Source organism: Actinomyces sp. HPA0247 (assembly GCA_000411415.1).
Lineage (GTDB): Bacteria > Actinomycetota > Actinomycetes > Actinomycetales > Actinomycetaceae > Pauljensenia.
Map to the genome: position 1 here is coordinate 880,672 of KE150450.1, position 19,371 is coordinate 900,042.

A 19,371-nucleotide genomic window follows, 5' to 3' on the forward strand; every position below is an offset into this window, starting at 1 on the left:
AGATTGCAGCGTTTTCTGGGCGGAGGGCGAATTCGTGTGCCCTGGGTCATACGGCGCTGATTTGACGCGGGGGGTGTGATGCCCCTATTCTTTCTGGGTACGCGCGAGTGGCGGAATAGGCAGACGCGCACGGTTCAGGTCCGTGTTCCAGTGATGGAGTGGGGGTTCAACTCCCCCCTCGCGCACGATGAAACCGCAGATCCTTCGGGATCTGCGGTTTTTGTTTTCCCTGGTTGTGGCTTGTGGCCCCGCTGGTGTTCCGGGCGCCGCGTGGGGCCGGGCTGCGCCATGGGCGGCGGCCCGCCCGCTCGCCGTCCGCGCTGCGAGCCTTCGGCTCGGCGCGTCGCCTCGAAGCCCGGCCAGGCCCCGCCACCGCCCACTGGCACCGCGGCAGATCCCTCCGGCGCCCTTCACACCGGCGGCGCTGTGTCGCTGGAGTGTGCTTGTGTGTCGGCTCGAAGCCCGGCCAGGCCCCGTGCCTCGAAGCGTTCCCTATCCTCAGTTTCGCATGCAATTCCCTGACACCTGCAGTTCGTCACTTAGTGAAAAGCCTGGAATTTCAACGATTACATTTCAAAGCATGAAGTGTGCGTGGGGGAATTGCATGCGAATATGTGCCGATCAGGCCCCGCCGCCGCTCACGGGTACCGCAGCCTGGTCCCTCTACTCCCTGTGGGCGTCATGGGGGTCTCGCGTGTTGAGTTTTTGGGGTGCTCGGGTGTGTGTTGTTACAAACGTCGTCAATCCAAGGTGTTTTTCGTGTGGATTTCTGCCCCGTTGTTACGAACGTCGTCAATCCGGGTCAAGTCCTGTGGAGTGGTGTAATCGTTTTGTGTCCTTCGGGGTGGGTTATGCGCTGAGTTGGAGTGTGGGTTCCTCCTGTTGGGTGGGTTGGGGTGTGAGTCGTGATTTGGTGAGGATGTCGAGGCTGAGGTAGCGTCGGCCTTCTGCCCATTCGTCGTTTTGTTCGGCGAGGACGGCTCCGACCAGGCGGATGATGGCCTGGCGGTTGGGGAAGATCCCCACGGAGTCGGTGCGTCGGCGGATTTCGCGGTTGAGGCGCTCATTGGGGTTGTTGGACCAGATCTGGGTCCATACCCCGGTGGGGAAGGATGCGAACGCGAGGACGTCTGCCCTGGCTTGATCGAGGTGGTCACACACGGCGGGGAGCTTGTCGTTCACGTAGTCCAAGAGCCGGTCGTATTGAGCGTTGACTGAGGCGGCGTCGGGCTGGTCGTACACCGAGTGCAGCATTGCTTTGACGGCGGGCCATAGCGCTTTGGGGGTGACGGACATGAGATTCGCGGCGTAGTGGGTGCGGCATCGTTGCCAGGCGGCTCCGGGCAGGTTGGCGGCGATGGCCTCAACTAGGCCCAGATGGGCGTCGCTGGTGACCAGGCGCACGCCGGTCAGGCCTCGGGCGACTAGGTCAGCGAAGAACTCATTCCAGGCTGGACCGGTCTCGCTGGTGGATACGCGCACCCCCAGTACTTCGCGGTGTCCGTCATTGTTGACTCCGGTGGCAACTAGGACCGCGCACGAGACGACGCGCCCTCCTTCGCGCACTTTCATGGTCAGTGCGTCAGCGGCGACGAACGTGAAAGGCCCAGCGTCGTGGAGGGGGCGATGGCGGAACTCGTCCACGTGTTCGTCCAGGTCGGCTGCCATGCGTGAGACCTGGGACTTGGACAGTCCTGTGATCCCCAGGGTTTTGACGAGCTTGTCCATGCGGCGCGTGGATACTCCCGCTAAGTAACAGTCAGCGACCACTGTGATCAAGGCGCTTTCGGAGCGTTTGCGGCGCTGCAACAACCACTCTGGAAAGTAGGTTCCTGAGCGCAGCTTGGGGATCGCCACGTCAATGGTGCCGACCCTGGTGTCCAGGGGCCGGTAGCGATACCCATTGCGCCTGGTCTGACGCTGCGGGTCTTGTTGGCCCCACTGGGCCCCGCACACGGTGTCAGCGTCCGCTGATAACAACGCGTTAATCACGTGCTGGAGCAGGGAACGCATCAAATCCGGGGACGCCTGGGATAACGCCTCGCCAAGCAGGCCAGCAGGGTCGATAATATGAGGAGCGGTCATCGTTGTGCCTCCAAATCATTTCGAGTCAGAAGTAGAGAGCTTTCTCGAAGGATCACACGGTGACCGCACCCATATCAAACGGGCCGACCACCACACGGTTACACCACTATGCGGGACACTACTTCAATCCGAGGGCTTTTTCGCTGAAAATGGCTGTTTTTGGGCTTAGATTGACGACGTTTGTAACAGGGGTCCTCGTGAGGCGATATGAATTGCGTTGGTTTGACGACGTTTGCAACGTCGGCCGCCCACTGGTCGCCCGGCCAGGGTCCGCCGCCGCCCACGGGCACTGTGGTCAGGCCCTGTCGGCCAGGCCGCCCGGTTGCCTGAAACTGCCATCGCCTTTGCGGGTGAGAAATTGGCTGTTTTGGCGCAGTTTTCGGGTGCAGAGGTGATGGTGGTTTCAATGGTTGCTGTTCAGGGGAGTGCAGTGGTGTTGTCGGTTTCAAAGTCGCCACGTTGTCGCGCCTCGTGCGCGAAAAAGTTCGCCCTGCGTGGTCTGATGGTGGACGTGAGCGCGAAAAAGTTCGCCCTGCACGCTTAAAACACCCCAAAATCGGCGTTTTTGCGCTTGCTGGGAGAACTTTTTCGCGGAAGAGCCGCTGAAGGGGCTGTGCTGGGAGAACTTTTTCGCGGAAGAGCCACTGGAGGGGCTGTGCTGGGAGAACTTTTTCGCGGAAATGCTGCTGGAGGGGCGGTGCTGGGCGAGTTCTTTCGCGCCAATCGGCCCTGCGCCCAGGTCTTGTAGGCGACGTGGCGCACGAGGCTGGCTGCGGTGGGGGTTTTGCAGCATTAGAAGCTGGTTGGCGGCGTGTCGCCGGCGTGTCGTACCTCTAATGACGCCATTTCCCCCGTTTCGTGGCGGCCCGGCCGCGCCGAGCGCGGCAAGCGCGCGAGCGCCCTCTCGGCGGACTTCACCCCAGAGGGCGCGCAGGCGTTCTTCGACTACCACCAGCAGCAGAAGGAGAAGGAACATGAGCGCAGCGCTCGACAGGCTGAAGCAGCAGAACGAGCCCGAGCAGTCGTAGCAGCAGCTCGGCAGTCCGGAGACGATGGAGCTGTTGACCTCGATCCTCGCCGCCGTCGAGGCGCAGAACACGAGGATTGCCACGCCGGCCGAACAGCAGAAGAAGCTCGCGGGGTTCGTGAAGGTCATGGACGAGGAGACGACGAGGCGGGCGGAGCGGATCATCGCCGCGACGGCGAAGCTGGAGGCGCGACAGCTCTGGTCCGCCGCCACCGCGATGTGCCTCGTTCTCCTGCCGGTGGCCGTGGTCATCGCCGGTCTTTGGATGGGCATCGCCGGGCTCATCATGGGTGTTCAGTGGGCGCTGGACGTGGACGGGAGCGTGTGGCTCGGCATCGGCCGGTGGCTCGTGGTCGGCGCTGGCCTCGCCGGGGCCTGCTACGGGCTCTTCGTGTCCGTCCGCTGGGTTGCGGGTCTCGTTGAGACCTGGAAGGGCCGCAGGATGCCGAAGTGGCCCCGCTGGCGCAAGAGGTGATCACGCCTCACGAGGGCAAGCGCGCGCAGCGCGTGCGGCAGCGCGACAACTGGAGATTAGGTCAGCGACTGCTGTATAGTTCAGCGCATGCTGACCATTGCTTCGCGTCTCGACGTCATGAACCGGCTCGGCCGGGCCATGGCCGACCCGACGCGTTCCCGGATCCTGATGTCCCTGCTTGACGGCCCGAGCCACCCCGCCGTGCTCTCGCGCGAGCTGGGGCTGACCCGATCGAACGTGTCCAACCATCTGACCTGTCTGCGCGACTGCGGCATCGTGGTCGCCGAGCCCGAGGGGCGGCAGACCCGCTACGAGATCGCCGACCCGCACCTGGCCGCGGCGCTGACGGCACTGGTTGATGTGACCCTCGCCGTGGACGAGAGCGCGCCGTGCATCGACCTGGCCTGCTCGGTGCCGGGCTGCTGCGCCGCGAGCAGTTCGGGGGGCGCCTCGTGAGCGCCGCCTGCGGCTGCGACGAGCCGACGACCAGCCCCGCGGACGAGGCAGAGGAGACAGAGCGCCCGTGGTGGCGTGATCCCGGCCTGGTCGTGCCGATCCTCTCCGGCGTCGCGTTCGGCACCGGCCTGGCGCTGGAGTGGTCGGGGCTGCACATCGCGGCGCTGGTCGCGTTCTGGGCGGGCCTGCTGCTGGGCGCGTACACGTTCGTGCCCGGTGCGATCCGGAATCTCGTTGTGAAGCGCAAGCTCGGGATCGCGCTGCTGATGACGATCAGCGCCGTGGGCGCGGTGATCCTCGGCTACGTCGAGGAGGCGGCCGCGCTGGCATTCCTCTTCTCGATCGCCGAGGCCCTGGAGGACAAGGCGATGGACCGCGCCCGCGGCGGGCTGCGCGCGCTGCTGAAGCTCGTGCCGGAGACCGCGACCGTGCTGCGCGACGGGACCTCCGCCTCGGTCCCGGCCAGGGAGATCGCCGTCGGCGACGTGCTGCTGGTCCGCCCTGGCGAGCGGGTCGCGACCGATGGGCTGGTCCGCTCGGGCCGGTCGAGCCTGGACACTTCGGCGATCACCGGTGAATCGATCCCGGTCGAGGTCGCGCCCGGAGAAGCGGTGTCGGCGGGCGCGATCAACAGCGCCGGCGTGCTGGAGGTCGAGGCGACCGCCGCGGGCACCGACAACTCGCTGACCACGATCGTGGAGCTGGTAGAGCAGGCCCAGGCCGAGAAGGGCGACCGAGCCCGGATCGCTGACCGGATCGCCCGCCCGCTGGTGCCCGGCGTGATGATCCTCGCCGTCCTCGTCGGCGTGCTCGGGTCCCTGCTCGGTGACCCGGAGACCTGGATCACCCGCGCCCTGGTCGTCCTCGTCGCGGCCAGCCCCTGCGCGCTGGCGATTGCGGTGCCCGTCACCGTGGTCTCCGCGATCGGCGCGGCGACCAAGTTCGGCGTCGTCATCAAGAGCGGGGCTGCCTTCGAGCGCCTCGGCGGTATCCGGCACCTGGCCGTGGACAAGACCGGCACTTTGACACGCAACCGGCCCGAGGTAACCGCCATCGTCGCCGCCCATGGGTTCGACGATGCGCAGGTGCTTGCTTGGGCTGCCGCCGTGGAGCAGCACTCGACGCACCCACTCGCCGCCGCTATCGCTGCCGCGGGCCGGGGAACCCCCGCCGCGCAGGACGTGGCCGAGGAGGCCGGGCACGGCATCGGCGGCCTGGTCGACGGCCGCAGGGTGGCGGTGGGCAGTCCGCGCTGGATCGACGCCGGTCCGCTCAAGGCCCGGGTCGAGGACCTGGAGGCCGAGGGGCAGACCTGCGTGCTCGTCACCGTCGACGGCTTCCTGGCCGGGGCGATCGGCGTCCGCGACGAGCTGCGCCCCGAGGTCCCCGAGGTCGTGCGGACCCTGCGCGACCAGGGCGTCGAGGTGAGCATGCTCACTGGCGACAACTCCCGCACCGCTGCTGCGCTGGCGAAGCTGGCCGGGATCGGCGACGTGCACGCCGAGCTGCGTCCCGAGGACAAGGCTCGTATCGTCGCCGGGTTCTCGGAGACGTCGCCGACCGCGATGATCGGTGACGGCATCAACGACGCGCCCGCCCTGGCCGGGGCGACCGTGGGCATCGCGATGGGCGCGACCGGCTCCGACGCCGCGATCGAGTCCGCCGACGTCGCCTTCACCGGCCACGACCTCGGCCTCATCCCGCAGGCTCTGCGCCACGCCCGCCGCGGCGGCAGGATCATCAACCAGAACATCGTTCTGTCCTTGGCGATCATCACTGTGCTGCTGCCGCTGGCGATCACCGGCGTGCTCGGCCTGGCAGCGGTCGTCCTCGTGCACGAGGTCGCCGAAGTCGTCGTCATCGCCAACGGACTGCGGGCTGCGCGTGCCCGCAAGCAATAGGTGTTCCGTCCAACGCCATAACTCAGACATGCGCTACGAGAACCCTCTCTACCTCGCCGAGGAGGCCGCAGCCCTGGACCTGATCGCGGACGGACGCACTGCCCTCGACGCTCATCAAGCAGCTGAGCCAGGATCGTGCGCTCGCGGAGGCTGACACGCTCCTCCTGACGATCCCCAACCAGCTTGGATTCGAGGAGAACTGGTCGATCATTCGCAACTTCGCGGAGTACGTCGCGCCCGCCCTCGGGTGGGAGCCGGCGCGTCCTGGCGTGGTGCCGACGGGCTACGACGTCGACGAGGCCGTGGCCGAGTAACGGGGAGCGGGATCGCGGGTGGTGCCTGGGCGTTCGTTCACGTGGGCTGCACAAACGTGACGTTACCAAGCGTCAGCAAGAGTGACTGAACGCCTGCACCCTCAAGGAGTGCAGGCCCGCCGACCGCGCAAGCATCAAGCCGGGGTGGGGGCATTGAGAAGCCCCACCCCGGTTTCACTTTTTGTGTGCGCTGGCATACACTGGTCGGACACTATCCAAGCAAGACGATGAGGTCTTCACATAATGGCTCGACGCTCCAAGGGCGCGGTGTCAATCAATCCGCGCTCCGCTCAGAATATGTCCACGCGACCGGCAGATTTCTCGAAGAAGAAGCAATCAATTTGCCCGGCCAAGGTGTTTGGCGCCGTTGCGGCGCTGGCGTGCATTGTGACCTGCCTGTTCGTGCAGTTGCCCGGCCTGGACGTGGCCGGTACGCGCATGTTCGGCATTTTCCTGGCGGCGATTCTGCTGTGGGTGACGGAGGCGGTGCCCTTGGCGGGCACGGCGGTCCTCGTCATTTTCTTGGAGGTCTTGTTCATTTCGGACCACGCGCTGCTGAGCGTGGGTGAGGGTGCACCGGCGTACACGAAGTTCTTCGGTGCCCTGGCTAACCCGGTCATCATCCTGTTCCTGGGCGGCTTCATGGTGGCCGACGGCGCCGCCAAGTACAAGCTGGATCGTGCCCTCTCGGCGGTTCTCCTCAAGCCTTTCATGGGCAAGCCGCGCCTGACGGTCATGGGCGTCATGCTGATCACCGCGATCATGAGTATGTTCATGTCGAACACGGCGACCACGGCGACGATGTTCGCCGTCATGATGCCCGTCATCATGGCTCTGCCCGAGGGCAAGGCGCGCACCGGTATCGCCCTGTCGATCCCGGTGGCCGCGAACGTCGGCGGCATGGGCACGCCGGTCGGCACGCCCCCGAACGCGATCGCCCTGGGCGCGCTGGAAAACGCGGGTGTGAAGGTGACCTTCCTGCAGTGGATGCTCGCGGCCGTCCCGCTGATGCTGGTGCTCCTGGCCCTGTCGTGGGCGTTCATCGCGTGGCGCTACATCCCCACGGACGCCAAGTTCAACATCGACACGTCGGCTCGCTTCGAGAAGTCGCGCAGCGCGATCATCTTCTACTCGGTCGCAGGCCTGACGATCCTCCTGTGGATGACGGAGTCGCTGCACCACATTTCCGCCAACGTCGTCGGCTTCCTACCGGTCGTGGTTCTCCTCATGACGAAGGTGATGAGCGGCGACGACCTGCGCGCCCTCGACTGGCCGGTGCTGTGGCTGGTCGCCGGTGGTATCGCGTTGGGATCGGGAGTGGCCGCCACGGGCCTCGACAAGTGGATGCTCGGCTCGATCCAGTGGGCCTCGATCCCCGGCGTCCTCCTGATCTTCGTATTGGCTCTCGTGGGCTGGGTGACCTCGAACGTCATCTCGCACTCGGCGTCCGCGAACCTCCTGATCCCGATGGGTATGGGCCTGGCGACGACGGTGTCCACGAGCGCCGCCGAGATCGCCATCGTCATCGCCCTGGGCTGCTCGCTCGGCATGTGCCTGCCGATCTCGACCCCGCCGAACGCGATCGCGTACTCGACGGGCACGACCCCGACCCGCGAGATGGCAATTGTCGGCATCGTCGTCGGCGTCATCGGCATCATTCTCCTGGCGTTTGTTGCGCCGCTGACATGGGGATTCATCGGGGTGATGTGACGTGTCCGGGGACGAGGCCATGGCTGGTTCGGGGGGCGCGCGCCCCCGGCCGGGGCTGGCCCACGGGTGGACGCAGGGGCCCGCGGCGGAGGACGCCTCGGTGCTGGCCCGCACGGACGTGCGAGCCGGCGGTCACCGAGTCGGACATCCGATTCACCTGCTGGTGTGCGGCGACGATTCGCGCTCGATTGCAGCTCCCGTCACGAGGGACTTGGCGCACGCCTTCCCGGGCCTGTGCCTGGACCGCGTTGACGGAATCGAGGACTTGGCCGCGTATGACGCGAGCCTGAATCCGGGCGATCACGTGCTCATGGGCCTGGTGACTTCAGAGGTCGCCGATATTGATGCGCTCATTGATCGGGCGGGGACGATCCCGGCGTTGCGTCGCATGCAGTGGGTCGTGGTCACGGATCGCTCGGAGCACCGGGACCTCGTGCGGTGCATACAGTCGGACGCCCTCGCTTCGGTGTTGAAGTCCCCGTGGACGGTGCCACTCCTGGCGGGTCAGGCGTATTCGACGATGGTGCGCTACCTGCGCGGGTGCGGCTATTCGGACAGGCAGATCCGCTCGCTGATCGCTGATCCGCCGCCGTTCGCCGTGCAGGGCCCGCTCCTGGAGGGCTTGGACCGCGACGAGCACGAGGTTGTCATGGAGCTCCTCGCGGGAGTCGAGCGCGTGCTCGGCCAGCGGCCTCGGCTCATCGTCCCCGAGGGGATCCAGCTGGTGACTCAGGGCGAGCCGGTGGGTGCCGTCTACCTGGTGCTCGACGGGCAGGTGTCGCTGCACAGGGATTCGGCGCAGGGCGAGGTCCTGGCGCACCTGGCCTCGTCGGGGCCGCTCATCGGCCTCGTGTCGCTGGCCCGCGCGGAGGACGCGTTCTTCACGGGCGAGACGGCGACGGAGGTGACGCTTGTGCGCCTAACGACCGAGCAGCTCCAGATCGTCATCTCCGAGGACCCGTCGATCGGCGCGACCCTGACGGCGCTCGCGATCCGCTCGCTGACGCGCCGCCTCATGCGCGCCGAGGACCTTCACCTGCAAAACGCGATGCTCGCCGAGGACCTCGAGGCCCAGAAGGAGGCCCTGGCGGCCACGCTCGAGGACCTGCGCGCCACCCGCGCCGAGCTGGTCGAACGCGCGCGCTTCGCGATGCTCGGCGAGCTGAGTGCCGGCATCGCCCACGAGCTCAACAACCCGGTGACCGCCCTCGTGCGCGCCGCGAAGCACCTGCACGAGGATGTCGACGCGGCGCTCGCGGCACCGGCCACGGCCTCGTCGAGGGAGGCGATGGCCCGCGCCCTCACGGCGCCGCCGCGCTCCACGTCGGTTGAGCGCGCCCTTATGAAGGAGCTGCTGCCCGTCGTCGGTGACCGCACGCTCGCGCGTCGCCTCGTGCGCGCGGGGGTCCAGGGGGCGGACGGCGCGCGTGCGCTCGCGCAGATACCGGGCGGCATCGACGCGTACGAGGCAGGGGCGCGCCTGGGCGGGTCCCTGCGCTCGGTGCTCGCCGCGGGCGATCGTGTCATCGAGCTGACCCAGTCCCTCAAGGGCTACGCGCGCCCGGACGCCGAGGACCTCAAGCCCGTGGACGTGCGCGAGGGCATTGATGACGTTCTGCGGCTGACCGCCCACAGGGTGCGCGGCATCCGAATCGACTGCGACTACGAGGACGTGCCGCCCGTGCGCGCGCACCCGGCGAAGCTGCAGCAGGTGTGGACGAACCTCATCGTCAACGCGGCCGAGGCCATCGAGGACGAGACCGCCGACCTGGTCGCGGCCGCCGAGGCCTCGGGCGGCGTGCCCGAGCTGCCCGCGCGCGGCGACGCAGAGGCTCGCATTCGCATCACCGTGCGCCCCACCCCCGAGGGCGTGGGCGTCACCATCCACGACAACGGCCCGGGCATCGACCCGGGAATCGTCGACAAGATTATGGAGCCCCACTTCACCACCAAGGCGGGGCGCGTCCGATTCGGCTTGGGCATGGGCATGTCCATCGTCCGAAGCATCATCGCCGATCATGGGGGCACCCTCGCGATCGACTCTCACCCGGGATCCACGATCATGCGGATCTCGCTGCCCGCCCAATCACACGAGGAGGAATCATGACCCTGACAATCCTGTCCCTCGAGGACGAAGCAGACGTGCGCGACGCGCTCGAACGCGATCTTGAACAGTTCTGGGACAAGATCCGGCTCGAAGTCGCCGAGGACGTCGACGACGCGTGGGCCGTCATCGACGAGATCGTCGAGGACGGGGACGAGCTGGCCCTCGTCCTGTCCGACCACCGTCTGCCCGGAAAGTCGGGCGTGGACTTCCTCGTGGAGCTCATGAAGGATGAGCGTTTCGGCGCGACCCGCACGGTGCTGGTCACCGGTCAGGCCGACCAGTCCGACACGATCCGCGCGGTGAACCAGGCGGGCCTGGACTACTACATCGGCAAGCCCTGGAACCCCGACGAGCTGCGCACAGTCGTGCGCGACCAGCTCACCGAGTACGTCCTGGAGACCGACGTGGACCCCCTGCCCTACGTGAGCGTGCTCGACGGCGTACGCATCATGGAGGCGATCCGCTAAACGGTATGCAAAGGGCCGCCGCGCTTGCCTTCATCGGTGAGCGCGTCGGCCCTTCGTGTCAGCAGTGGGCGTCTCAAGATGTCGGCTCGCACGACCACAAAGGGAGCGACTGCCAGTTATCTGGCGTGCCAGTCGCTCGCAGGGGGACAACGTCGGTGGCGGGGAATGTAGCGAGGACTGAGGGGAGGGCGGTTCCATCTCCCAGACCCATCGTGCGGGTGAGGTATTGGACGAGCGTGAGCTGATCGAAGCACTTGTTTTTCTTTGGTGACAGCTCTCTGATTCCGAGAATTTCAGCGTCTTCTGGAAGCTTCACTTGTCGCAGAGTGCGATTAAATAGTCGTCCCTGGTGTGCACAGATATTGCGGAGAATTCTGAGTATGTCGAGCCAGGAATTGACCTGTGATCGACTTAAGTGCAGAGAGTCAGCGATGCTGTCTTGGCAGTGAATTGGTGCCATTTCGAATAGCAGGGCAAGCTGCCCCCACTCGAGGATGTGCACTGCTACCCATATGGGCAGTTTACTTGCGTATTCACATTTATAGTGTTTGATGAAATCCTCTTGTGATCGACAGAGATTTCTATTGTAGGAGATAATCCATTTTCTATACTTATCGGTTTCGTGATTGTTTTCCTTATTGAAACCTGAGGGGCCTAGCTGAGGGGATGCAAGGTGGAGATAGGGGTCCTCTTTGCCAAGGGCGTAGCCGATGAGTGCACGTAATCCAACTTCGATCCGTGAGAGTTCTTGAAAAGTTGTCGCACGAAGTCGCTCATCGAATCTGTAGAGCGCTAATACCTGTTCTAGGTTTGTTTCGGGAGTGAATTGATCAGAGCGTGTCCGGCTCTTCCTATCGTATTGGCGAAAAGGGTATGAGTAGCCGGATAGTCTGTAGTAGCTGATTGACTCGAGTGCTTTCCGGGCCGCATTAGTGTCATCGATGATCATTCCGCGTGATCGCAATATATCGATCTGTTCATCGATAGTTCGAAAAGGCTTTTCCATGGTTATGCGCCCTTGCATAGAAGAAAACCGGCCCTGGACCTTTCGGCGGAACCGGTGTTGATGGCGATATTGTATCGTCCATTGGAGTCTTATGTCAATCAGGTATAGTTGTTCGGTGCCTCATAGAGGGCTATCACGCGGTGTCGCTGCTCGTGCCCTTCGCAAAAGAGAAGACCGACTCTGGATCCCCGTGGTGGGGTAAGAGCCGGTTCTGGTAGCTGCCATTATAGGCGGCCCTTGTTGCTTCTGTCAGCCCTGGGCCTGCTCGCCCGGGTCGTTGCACATCGTGATGCCCTCGAAGCCGGCGGCGCCCAGCACCTGGAAGATCTCGTCGAGGAGGACCATCGGCTCGGCCGTACCCGCCGCGAACTCGGGGTGGCGGATCTCGATGGCGGCCATCCCGCGCGGATCCGTGACGGGCTCGGTGTCGAACTTCTCCGACAGCAGCCGGTTTGCCTCCTCCAAGTCGGCGGGAGACCCGAATGCCCAGGTCACGGCCTTGTTGCCCGCACCCGTCGGCGTGCGATGAATGTACATGCGCGTCATGAGAATGTGGCGGCCGTAGCGCGGGAACATGTCGCCCACGCGGGTGAACAGGGCGATGTCGGCCAGCTCCCCGCCCAGCGACGAATCCACGAGCGCGTACGCGTACGCTCCGATGCCGCGCAGGGTGAGCGCATCCGCGAGGAGACCCATGACCTCGTCGTCGAAGGGTTCGGGCTGGAAGTACACGCCCTCGCCAACCTCCGGCGCATCCGGGCCAAGCAGGGTGATGTCGAAGCCGGCGTCCGCCAGCGCATCCCGCACGAGCGCAACGTTGTGCTCAGGGAAGGGGTGCAGCGCGGCCGCGTTCGCGGCGATGCGCTCGATAAACACGTAGGTGGAAAAACCAAGCTCAGCCATGCGCCCATTCTATAAGCGCGCGGCCAGCCGGGTATACGACGAGGCCGTGGCGCCCCGGGCGGCGCAGAGCACCACAGCGCGAGGGGAGGCCACGGCCTCGTCAAGGAAGGAGAGTCAGCGCAGGCAGAGCCCCTGCTCGTGGAGGACCTCCATGATGGGGGAAACGTGCGCGCCACCCACGCCGATGTTGGTGGCGACCAGGTGAGAGAAGGACTCGAGGCGCGAACCCGAGCGCAGGTCGTAGTACTCGGTGACCTCACGGTCGTAGTCGGCCAGAGTCTCGGAGTAGGACTCGACGCGCGGGTACGTGTTCTTCGCAGTCATGACGGAGAGGGGCATGCGCGGCTTCTGGCCGGGCTCCTGGTCCGGGTGACCGACGAGCAGGCCGAGAACCGGGAAGGTCAGCTCCGGCAGCTCCAGCGCCTTCACGACCGGGCGCGGATCGGCGAGGATCGAGCCGAGGTAGACGGTGCCCAGGCCCATCGACTCGGCGGCCACGACCACGTTCTGTGCGGCCAGCAGCGCGTCCTCGAGCGCCGTGAGGAACAGGTTGATCGAGCCCAGGGCCTCCGAGGAGACGCCCTGCTCCGCGCGGATGCGGCTGTTGCGGTACAGGTCGGCGACGAAGATGAACAGGTCGCCCTTCGTGCCGCCCACGTAGGGCTGGCCGGAGGCGGCGCCGATCGTCTCGCGCACCTGCGGGTCCGTGATGTGCAGGACCGTGCAGGACTGCAGGAACGAGGACGTGGCGGTATGACGAGCCACATCCATCAGCGTGGTGACCTCTTCCTCGGTGAGGGGCTGGTCCTTGTAGGCGCGGATCGTGCGGTGCGCGAGCTGGCTCGCAATCGTCTCGTTTGTCATGCGTTCATTCTACGATTGGGGGCGTGAAACAGATAGAGCCTTTCGGTCCTTTTGCGCTGGCCTCAAACGTCACCCCCGTTGCCGTCCCCTCCCCGGCCGGCGAGCTGAGCGGCCTGCTGACCGGCCCGAGCGCCCCCGGCCTCGTCGACGGCACACCTGCTATCTCAGCGGCGTCGGCCCCGGACGCGGCGGGAGAGAACCGCGCGCTCCTTGTCCCCGGCTACACGGGCTCCAAGGAGGACTACGCGCCCGTCCTGCCCTTCCTGGGCGACGCGGGCTGGGACGTCCTCGCCTACTCGCAACGAGGCCAGGGCGGGTCCGCCGCACCCGCTGGCCTGGGCGCGTACGGGATGAGCGACTTTGTCAATGACCTCATCGCCGTCGCCGAGGCCTGGGCCGGGACCTCGGGCCGCGTGCACCTCGTGGGCCATTCCTTCGGCGGCATCGTCGCGCGCGCGGCCGTCATCGCGCGGCCCGACCTCTTCGCCTCCGTGACCCTCTTCTGCTCGGGTCGGGCCGTCTACGACTGGATGAACACCCTGCCTATCCTCGACCCCCTGCCCACGGGTCCCGGCGCGCGCGAGCAGGTGCTGCGCACCTACTTCCCCGACATGAAGTTCGACGAGCCGGGCGTCGGATGGGCGGAATTCCAACGAGTTCGCGCTCTGGATACGGCCTCGGAAAACCTGGTGGGCATCGCCCGCATCCTCTCCCAGCTGCGCCCCGACACCCCCGCGCTCGCGGCCACGGGCGTGCCCGTGCACGTGCTGTACGGGGATCAGGACGAGATCTGGCCGCCTGCCTGGTACGCCGAGGAGGCCTCGGACCTGGGTGCGCGCGAGAGCGTCATCCGCGGTGGCGCGCACAGCGCCCAGCTGCAGTTCCCGCAGCAGTGGGCGGAGTTTGCCACCTCGTTCTGGGCGGATGTGGAGTCGGGGGCGCTGGTCTGGTCCATGTGATGCTCGAGGGTGTGACATCGTCCCAAAATCGCGCTTTGTGGCGAGTGCGTGTGAGTATGGATGCTTAGTATGGTGTTTATGAACAAGCGTTCCATCCTCACAGCAGTGCTGGCGCTCGGCCTGGGCATCTCCGCCCTCACCGGCTGCGCCACCGATTCCGATTCCGCTCACTCCTACGTGACCCCGAAGGACGTCAAGACGGTCGAGCGTCCCATCGCTCAGATCGACGAGCACGGCATCAAGGTCCCCGAGAAGCGCGACCTGAAGATCAAGCTGGCCGACTCCGACAAGGCCACCAAGTGGAAGATCGAGGTCTCTGACCCCACGGCCCTCGAGGTCGGCAAGTCCGAGAAGAACATCGTCACCCTGCACCCGCTGCGTGCGCTGGGCGAGGATGACGACCCGGTTACCGTGAGCCTGACCGATCCGGACGGCATCACGACCGACTTCAAGGTGACCATCACCGAGGGTGCCAACTGATTCCATACTGACAACGCTTCGGGCCCAGGATCTGCGGATCCTGGGCCCTTTGCGTTGTGTTGCGGCCGCTGGGTGTTGGACGCTACAGAGCGTCGATGAACTCTCGTAGGGCGCGCAGCGGCAACACCAGGTGGTTCTGTGCTCCCGGGCAGGGAACAAACTGTGAGCACTGGTTGAGGTAGAACTCGCGTGCGTGGTCGTTGGCGCAGTGGACCAGGAGGGCAGCGAATCCCACCTCATTACTGAGCTTGTAGGCTCGCAAGAGTGCGTCTTTGAGGAGAGCTGCGCCGATGCCTCGTCCCTGCGCGCGCTGATCGACGGCGAGTCGCGCGAGGAGGAGAACCGGGCAAGGCTCCGGGCGTTGGCCAGGTTTGAGGGCATCTGGGAGTGTGCTGCGCTGCACTGCCCCCATCGATAGGGCGTAGAAACCAAGTGTGTCGGGTTCCTGTGTTGTGACGAAGACGCGAGCGTTTCCGGCTCGGTGGTTTTGCCACGCAAATCGGTGGAACCAATCGTCTATCTCAGTGTTGCCCGATTGGAAGCGTGACCGGTCGTCCCTCCGCTCGAGAGGCCGCGGCTCTTGTAGGACTGATACGTACATCAGTTCTCGGACGTGTGCGGTGTGTTCAGGTCGATGTGAGTGCCGAAGGGCGAGGGGCGATCAAAGAGTTTGCGCAGCTTGGGATCGTCCGTCGGCGAGGCCTCAAGGATTTCTTCGAAGCGGGCGTATTGTTCGTCGTCCATGAGGAAGAGGTGTTGGTCGGCGAGACGCCGCTGCGCCTCCAATGTGGCTGCGGAGAGGACAAAATCGCTGATGCTGCGAGATGTGTACGTGGCGGCGCTGCGAATGAGAGTGTTCTGTTCCTCGGTGAGGCGCAGTTCCAGACGCTGTGTCTTTGCAGTGCTCATGTCAGTTCCTCTTTCAGTCGTACGGACATTATCCGTACGTATAGACACCCTAGCATCTGAGGTTCGAGTGGGCTACCTCTTTCCCCTGGGATCTCTGCGGGAATGGACCACGCTGCGAGTGGATGAGAAGGGAGCGGCCAACGATGAGTTGACCGCTCCCCTTCAGGTTCCCGATGTCTCAGTGCAGGATGCGTGCCAGGAAGTCCCTGGTGGCCTGCTCGCGCGGGTTGTCGATGACCTGTTCCGGTGGGCCCTGCTCGACGATCTGGCCGTTCCGAAGGAACACGACGCGGTCGGCTGCCTGGCGGGCGAAGCTGATCTCGTGCGTCGCCATGAGGATGGTCGACCCCTGCTCTTTAATTTCGCGCACGAGGTCCAGGACCTCGCCGACGAGCACCGGGTCCAGCGCCGCCGTGATCTCGTCCAGCAGGAGCAGCTCCGGGTTCGTGGCGAGCGCGCGCGCGATGGCGACGCGCTGCTGCTGGCCGCCCGACAGGCGATCCGGGAATTCCTTCGCCTTGTCCTTCAAGCCGATGCGGTCCAAGAGTTCCAGGCCGCGCTCGCGCGCGCGATCCTTGTCCCAGCCGTGCACCTTGCGGGCCGCCAGCGTCACGTTGTCCAGCACCGACATGTGCGGGAACAGGTTGTAGTGCTGGAACACCACGCCGATGCGCGCGCGGATCTTGTCCGCGTTCGCACGCGGGTCCGTGATGTCCTCGCCGGCCAGGAAGATCTGGCCGTCATCCACCCGTTCCAGCAGGTTGGCGCAGCGCAGCAGCGTCGACTTGCCCGAGCCCGATGCGCCCAGGAGGACCACGACCTCGTGCGGGGCGACATCCAGGTCCAGCCCGCGCAGGACGATGTTGTCGCCGAAGCGCTTGATCACGCCGACGGCGCTCAGGACCGGGGTGGTGTTGTCCGAGGCGGGGGAGGCCTCGTGCGTAGTGGGAACCGACATCAGACGGTGCCTCCCATCTGCTCGCGCTTACGCAGTCGGGCCGTGTACCAGTCCGACAGGCGAATGAAGGGGAACGACAAGATGATGAACAGCAGGCCGGCGACGACGTAGGAGGTCATGTTGTAGGTCTTGGCCTGGACCATCTGTGCCGAACGGATCGCGTCGACCGCGCCCAGGACGGAGATGAGGCCGACGTCCTTCTGCATGGAGATGAAGTCGTTCATCAGGGCGGGCGTGACCTTGCGGATCGCCTGCGGCACGATGATCATGCGCAGCGTCTGCCCGTGGGACAGGCCCAGCGATCGGGCCGCGTAACGCTGAGAGGGGTGGACGGAGTCCAGGCCCGCGCGCAGCACCTCGGCCACGTACGAGGAGTACGTGAGGATGAGCGCGACCGTGCCCAGGAAGGCGGTCGGGATGCGCGTCGTCGGGTTGAGCGCGGGGATGCCGAAGCCGATCAGGTAGAGGACAACCAGGAAGGGGACGCCTCGGAAAATATCCGTGTACGCCGCCGCGAGGAAGCGGATCGGGAAGAACACGGGACCGGCCAGCGTGCGCGCGGCAGCCAGCAGGGTTGCGAACACCGCGACGCCCAGCACCGCGATCAGCAGGATCCGGATGTTGAGCCACAGGCCGGACAGGACCTGGGGGAAGGCCTCGACGAAGTACTTGCCGTTGAAGAAGGTGTTGCGGGTGGCCTCCCACCCGTCGGAGTTGACGACCACGGCGATGAGGACTCCCGCGACCACGATCGTGGAGACCAGGGAGATGAGGATCGACCGGACCGTCTGCTTGCGCCGATAAGCGCGCCGGCCACGCTCCACCGCCGAAACGGGGGGCGTGGCCAGCGCGTCATTCGAGTGCTCACTCATGAATGAGGCCTCACTTGAGGGTGGGCACGTTCTGTGCTTCGTTCAGCCACTTTTCCTGCAGCTCAGCGAGCTTGCCGGACGAGGCCAGGCGATCGACCGCTGCCGAGACCGTGGGGGTCAGCTTGGAACCCTTGGGCAGGACGATGCCGTACTGCTCGCCGCCCGTGGTGTCGTCGAACTGGCCGATGATGACGCCGTCATCGATCTGCGCGGAGACCATGTAGAAGGCGGTCGGCAGGTCGACGACGATCGCGTCGACGCGGCCCGTCTGCAGGGCCAGGACCGTGTCGTCGGAGGAGTTGAACATCTGCAGCTTCTGGGTGAGTCCGGGCTCGAGGTTCTCGGACGCGAACTGCTGAGACGTGGTGCCGGCCTGGACGCCGATGAGGACGTCCTTCAGGTCCGCGATGGACTTCGCGTTGGCGGCCGGGGTACCGGCCTTGGTGATGATGGCCGAGGTGGTCGTGTAGTACGGGGACGTGAAGTCGACGGCGTTCTTGCGCTCGTCGGTGATGGAGAACTGCTGAATGTTCAGGTCCCAGTCCTTCGCGCCGGGGGTGATCGACGAATCGAAGGTGGCGCGCACCCACTGGACGTTGTCGGCGGTGTAGCCGAGTTCCTCGGCCAGGGCGTAGATGACGGCCGACTCGTAGCCTTCGCCCGAGGACGGGTCATTGTCGAGGATCCACGGCGAGTAGGCGGGATCGGAGGTGGCGACGGTGAGCTTGCCTTCCGTCACGGTCGGCAGGGCGCCGGGGCCGTAGGTCTGCTCGGCGTCGGAGGAAGAAGAGGAGCTCGTGCCGCCCGTGCAGGCGGCCAGGCCGAGGGCCGCGACGGCGGCGACGGCAGCGAGGGAACGGACAGAGCGGCGCATGGGGCCTCCCAGTGACGTGAAGGAATCCGCCGGTGAGGGCGGGTCTGACTCGATGAGAGTATCGGTGCGCCGAAAGACGCGCTGGCATAGTTCCGATGCACGAAACATTGGAACGAGGCCTGGGCTGGGAAAACGTTGAGATTGCGAGGGTTTCGGGGTGGTGGGGGATGGGACACAGTGGCGTGCGGGTATGCGAAAGGGCCGGGCCGCACCGGCCCGGCCCTCCCGTCACGTCACTTCTGGAACTTGTCCTTCAGATCGGAGACGACCTCGGTCGCCTTGTCCTTGGCGGCCTCGACGGCCTTCTCGACGTTCTCCTCGCCGAAGGTTTCCTTGGCCTTCTCGAGGCCCTCTTCAGCCTGCTTCTTCAGATCGTCCAGACCCATGTTTCCTCCTTGGAACGAGCCGCTCGCATTGGTTGAGCGGATGGTCTCACCCTAATGTCCGGATCCCGTGGTTCGCGCGCTCAAGTCGCAGAACGTGGCGATAGTCCCGTGTACGCCCAGATCGTGGGCCCGTGCCCGACCAACGGGCCCGCAGGCCGGTGGGTCAGATCCCCTCGGCGAGCTTCCAGTCGTCGAAGGTGAACTCGGGGGAGACCACGCAGGTGGCCAGCGCGTAGTCGCCGCGGGCGAACGTGCGCTGCCAGGTGCCGGCGGGTACGAGGATCTGTACGGGGTTCGCCGGATTGGAGGCCTCGGCACCCGCCGGAGAGCCCAGCGTGACGATGCGCGGGTCGGCGTCGGGTGCCTCCCCGCTGCCTCCCAGGTGTACCTCGAGGGTGCCGGGGCCGGACCAGATCCACAGTTCGTCGGAGTGGACCAGGTGCCAGCGGGCTTCCTCGTCGCTCTCGAGGAGGAAGATGATCGCGGAGGCGCTGTGGCGGCTCCCGCGGGGCGTATCCACGCGGGCGGGTGCGGTCCACGTGCGCCGGTAGTGCCCGCCCTCGGGGTGGGGCGAGAGGCCCATCGCGTCAATCAGCGGGGAAACGTCGGTCATGCGAA

21 protein-coding genes and 1 tRNA gene are annotated in these 19,371 nt (G+C 65.6%); 11 read left to right on the plus strand and 11 right to left on the minus strand.

Annotated features, from left to right (window positions below):
* The first annotated feature begins 101 nt into the window (after positions 1–101).
* Positions 102–185 (plus strand) — tRNA-Leu (locus HMPREF1478_RS03540).
* 664 nt (positions 186–849) lie between these two features.
* On the opposite strand, the gene HMPREF1478_RS03545 is transcribed toward HMPREF1478_RS03540, so the two are convergent.
* Positions 850–2,085, minus strand: a complete 1,236-nt coding sequence (locus HMPREF1478_RS03545; protein WP_016460499.1) for an IS256 family transposase — start codon at positions 2,083–2,085, stop codon at positions 850–852.
* A gap of 322 nt (positions 2,086–2,407) precedes the next feature.
* Between HMPREF1478_RS03545 and HMPREF1478_RS10550 the strand changes: the two genes are divergently transcribed.
* The 8 genes from HMPREF1478_RS10550 to HMPREF1478_RS03575 all read left to right on the plus strand — a co-directional run bounded on the left by HMPREF1478_RS10550 (position 2,408) and on the right by HMPREF1478_RS03575 (position 10,542).
* Complete coding sequence (locus HMPREF1478_RS10550) at positions 2,408–2,629, plus strand: hypothetical protein (RefSeq protein WP_156824703.1); 222 nt, start codon at positions 2,408–2,410, stop codon at positions 2,627–2,629.
* Between the two features lie 508 nt (positions 2,630–3,137).
* Positions 3,138–3,587, plus strand: coding sequence for a hypothetical protein (locus HMPREF1478_RS03550; RefSeq protein ID WP_016460714.1), 450 nt, complete (start codon positions 3,138–3,140; stop codon positions 3,585–3,587).
* Positions 3,588–3,674: 87 nt separating this feature from the next.
* On the plus strand, positions 3,675–4,043 hold the full coding sequence (gene cmtR, locus HMPREF1478_RS03555) for a Cd(II)/Pb(II)-sensing metalloregulatory transcriptional regulator CmtR (protein ID WP_016460715.1): 369 nt from the start codon (positions 3,675–3,677) through the stop codon (positions 4,041–4,043).
* Positions 4,040–5,944, plus strand: coding sequence for a heavy metal translocating P-type ATPase (locus tag HMPREF1478_RS03560; RefSeq protein WP_016460716.1), 1,905 nt, complete (start codon positions 4,040–4,042; stop codon positions 5,942–5,944). Before cmtR ends, HMPREF1478_RS03560 begins: the two co-directional genes overlap by 4 nt.
* A gap of 28 nt (positions 5,945–5,972) precedes the next feature.
* The gene (locus tag HMPREF1478_RS10930) at positions 5,973–6,098 is read left to right on the plus strand and encodes a hypothetical protein (protein ID WP_286127241.1); all 126 of its coding nucleotides are present in this window, start codon (positions 5,973–5,975) and stop codon (positions 6,096–6,098) included.
* Between the two features lie 457 nt (positions 6,099–6,555).
* Positions 6,556–7,968: an SLC13 family permease gene (locus HMPREF1478_RS03565; protein ID WP_034475091.1), complete on the plus strand. Its 1,413-nt coding sequence runs from the start codon at positions 6,556–6,558 to the stop codon at positions 7,966–7,968.
* A 19-nt stretch (positions 7,969–7,987) separates the two neighbouring features.
* Positions 7,988–10,075, plus strand: a complete 2,088-nt coding sequence (locus HMPREF1478_RS03570) for a sensor histidine kinase (RefSeq protein WP_016460718.1) — start codon at positions 7,988–7,990, stop codon at positions 10,073–10,075.
* Positions 10,072–10,542, plus strand: coding sequence for a response regulator (locus HMPREF1478_RS03575; RefSeq protein ID WP_016460719.1), 471 nt, complete (start codon positions 10,072–10,074; stop codon positions 10,540–10,542). The genes HMPREF1478_RS03570 and HMPREF1478_RS03575 overlap by 4 nt, the downstream gene beginning before the upstream one ends.
* Before the next feature lie 73 nt (positions 10,543–10,615).
* On the opposite strand, the gene HMPREF1478_RS10325 is transcribed toward HMPREF1478_RS03575, so the two are convergent.
* The 3 genes from HMPREF1478_RS10325 to HMPREF1478_RS03585 form a co-directional block, all read right to left on the minus strand.
* On the minus strand, positions 10,616–11,566 hold the full coding sequence (locus tag HMPREF1478_RS10325) for an Abi family protein (protein ID WP_353579741.1): 951 nt from the start codon (positions 11,564–11,566) through the stop codon (positions 10,616–10,618).
* A 231-nt stretch (positions 11,567–11,797) separates the two neighbouring features.
* Positions 11,798–12,451 carry a hypothetical protein gene (locus HMPREF1478_RS03580; protein WP_016460721.1) on the minus strand — a complete coding sequence of 218 codons (654 nt, stop codon included), beginning with the start codon at positions 12,449–12,451 and terminating at the stop codon, positions 11,798–11,800.
* A 114-nt stretch (positions 12,452–12,565) separates the two neighbouring features.
* Positions 12,566–13,315 carry an NADPH-dependent oxidoreductase gene (locus HMPREF1478_RS03585; protein ID WP_016460722.1) on the minus strand — a complete coding sequence of 250 codons (750 nt, stop codon included), beginning with the start codon at positions 13,313–13,315 and terminating at the stop codon, positions 12,566–12,568.
* Positions 13,316–13,338: 23 nt separating this feature from the next.
* On the opposite strand from HMPREF1478_RS03585, the gene HMPREF1478_RS03590 reads away from it, so the two are divergent.
* Together HMPREF1478_RS03590 and HMPREF1478_RS03595 are read left to right on the plus strand one after the other, a co-directional pair.
* Positions 13,339–14,274, plus strand: a complete 936-nt coding sequence (locus tag HMPREF1478_RS03590) for an alpha/beta fold hydrolase (RefSeq protein ID WP_016460723.1) — start codon at positions 13,339–13,341, stop codon at positions 14,272–14,274.
* A 60-nt stretch (positions 14,275–14,334) separates the two neighbouring features.
* Positions 14,335–14,754 (plus strand): hypothetical protein, encoded by a 420-nt coding sequence (locus tag HMPREF1478_RS03595; RefSeq protein WP_034474882.1) that lies wholly within the window; start codon positions 14,335–14,337, stop codon positions 14,752–14,754.
* Positions 14,755–14,836: 82 nt separating this feature from the next.
* On the opposite strand, the gene HMPREF1478_RS03600 is transcribed toward HMPREF1478_RS03595, so the two are convergent.
* The 7 genes from HMPREF1478_RS03600 to HMPREF1478_RS03630 all read right to left on the minus strand — a co-directional run bounded on the left by HMPREF1478_RS03600 (position 14,837) and on the right by HMPREF1478_RS03630 (position 19,366).
* A complete protein-coding gene (locus HMPREF1478_RS03600) occupies positions 14,837–15,355 on the minus strand; it encodes a GNAT family N-acetyltransferase (RefSeq protein ID WP_016460725.1) in 519 nt (172 codons plus the stop codon).
* Positions 15,355–15,663 (minus strand): type II toxin-antitoxin system TacA family antitoxin, encoded by a 309-nt coding sequence (locus HMPREF1478_RS03605; protein ID WP_016460726.1) that lies wholly within the window; start codon positions 15,661–15,663, stop codon positions 15,355–15,357. Before HMPREF1478_RS03605 ends, HMPREF1478_RS03600 begins: the two co-directional genes overlap by 1 nt.
* Positions 15,664–15,841: 178 nt before the next feature.
* The gene (locus tag HMPREF1478_RS03610) at positions 15,842–16,621 is read right to left on the minus strand and encodes an amino acid ABC transporter ATP-binding protein (RefSeq protein WP_016460727.1); all 780 of its coding nucleotides are present in this window, start codon (positions 16,619–16,621) and stop codon (positions 15,842–15,844) included.
* A complete protein-coding gene (locus tag HMPREF1478_RS03615) occupies positions 16,621–17,493 on the minus strand; it encodes an amino acid ABC transporter permease (protein ID WP_016460728.1) in 873 nt (290 codons plus the stop codon). The genes HMPREF1478_RS03610 and HMPREF1478_RS03615 overlap by 1 nt, the downstream gene beginning before the upstream one ends.
* Before the next feature lie 10 nt (positions 17,494–17,503).
* The gene (locus HMPREF1478_RS03620) at positions 17,504–18,367 is read right to left on the minus strand and encodes an ABC transporter substrate-binding protein (RefSeq protein ID WP_016460729.1); all 864 of its coding nucleotides are present in this window, start codon (positions 18,365–18,367) and stop codon (positions 17,504–17,506) included.
* 233 nt (positions 18,368–18,600) lie between these two features.
* Positions 18,601–18,753 carry a hypothetical protein gene (locus tag HMPREF1478_RS10695; RefSeq protein ID WP_016460730.1) on the minus strand — a complete coding sequence of 51 codons (153 nt, stop codon included), beginning with the start codon at positions 18,751–18,753 and terminating at the stop codon, positions 18,601–18,603.
* 163 nt (positions 18,754–18,916) lie between these two features.
* Positions 18,917–19,366: a cupin domain-containing protein gene (locus HMPREF1478_RS03630; RefSeq protein ID WP_016460731.1), complete on the minus strand. Its 450-nt coding sequence runs from the start codon at positions 19,364–19,366 to the stop codon at positions 18,917–18,919.
* Positions 19,367–19,371 lie beyond the last annotated feature (5 nt).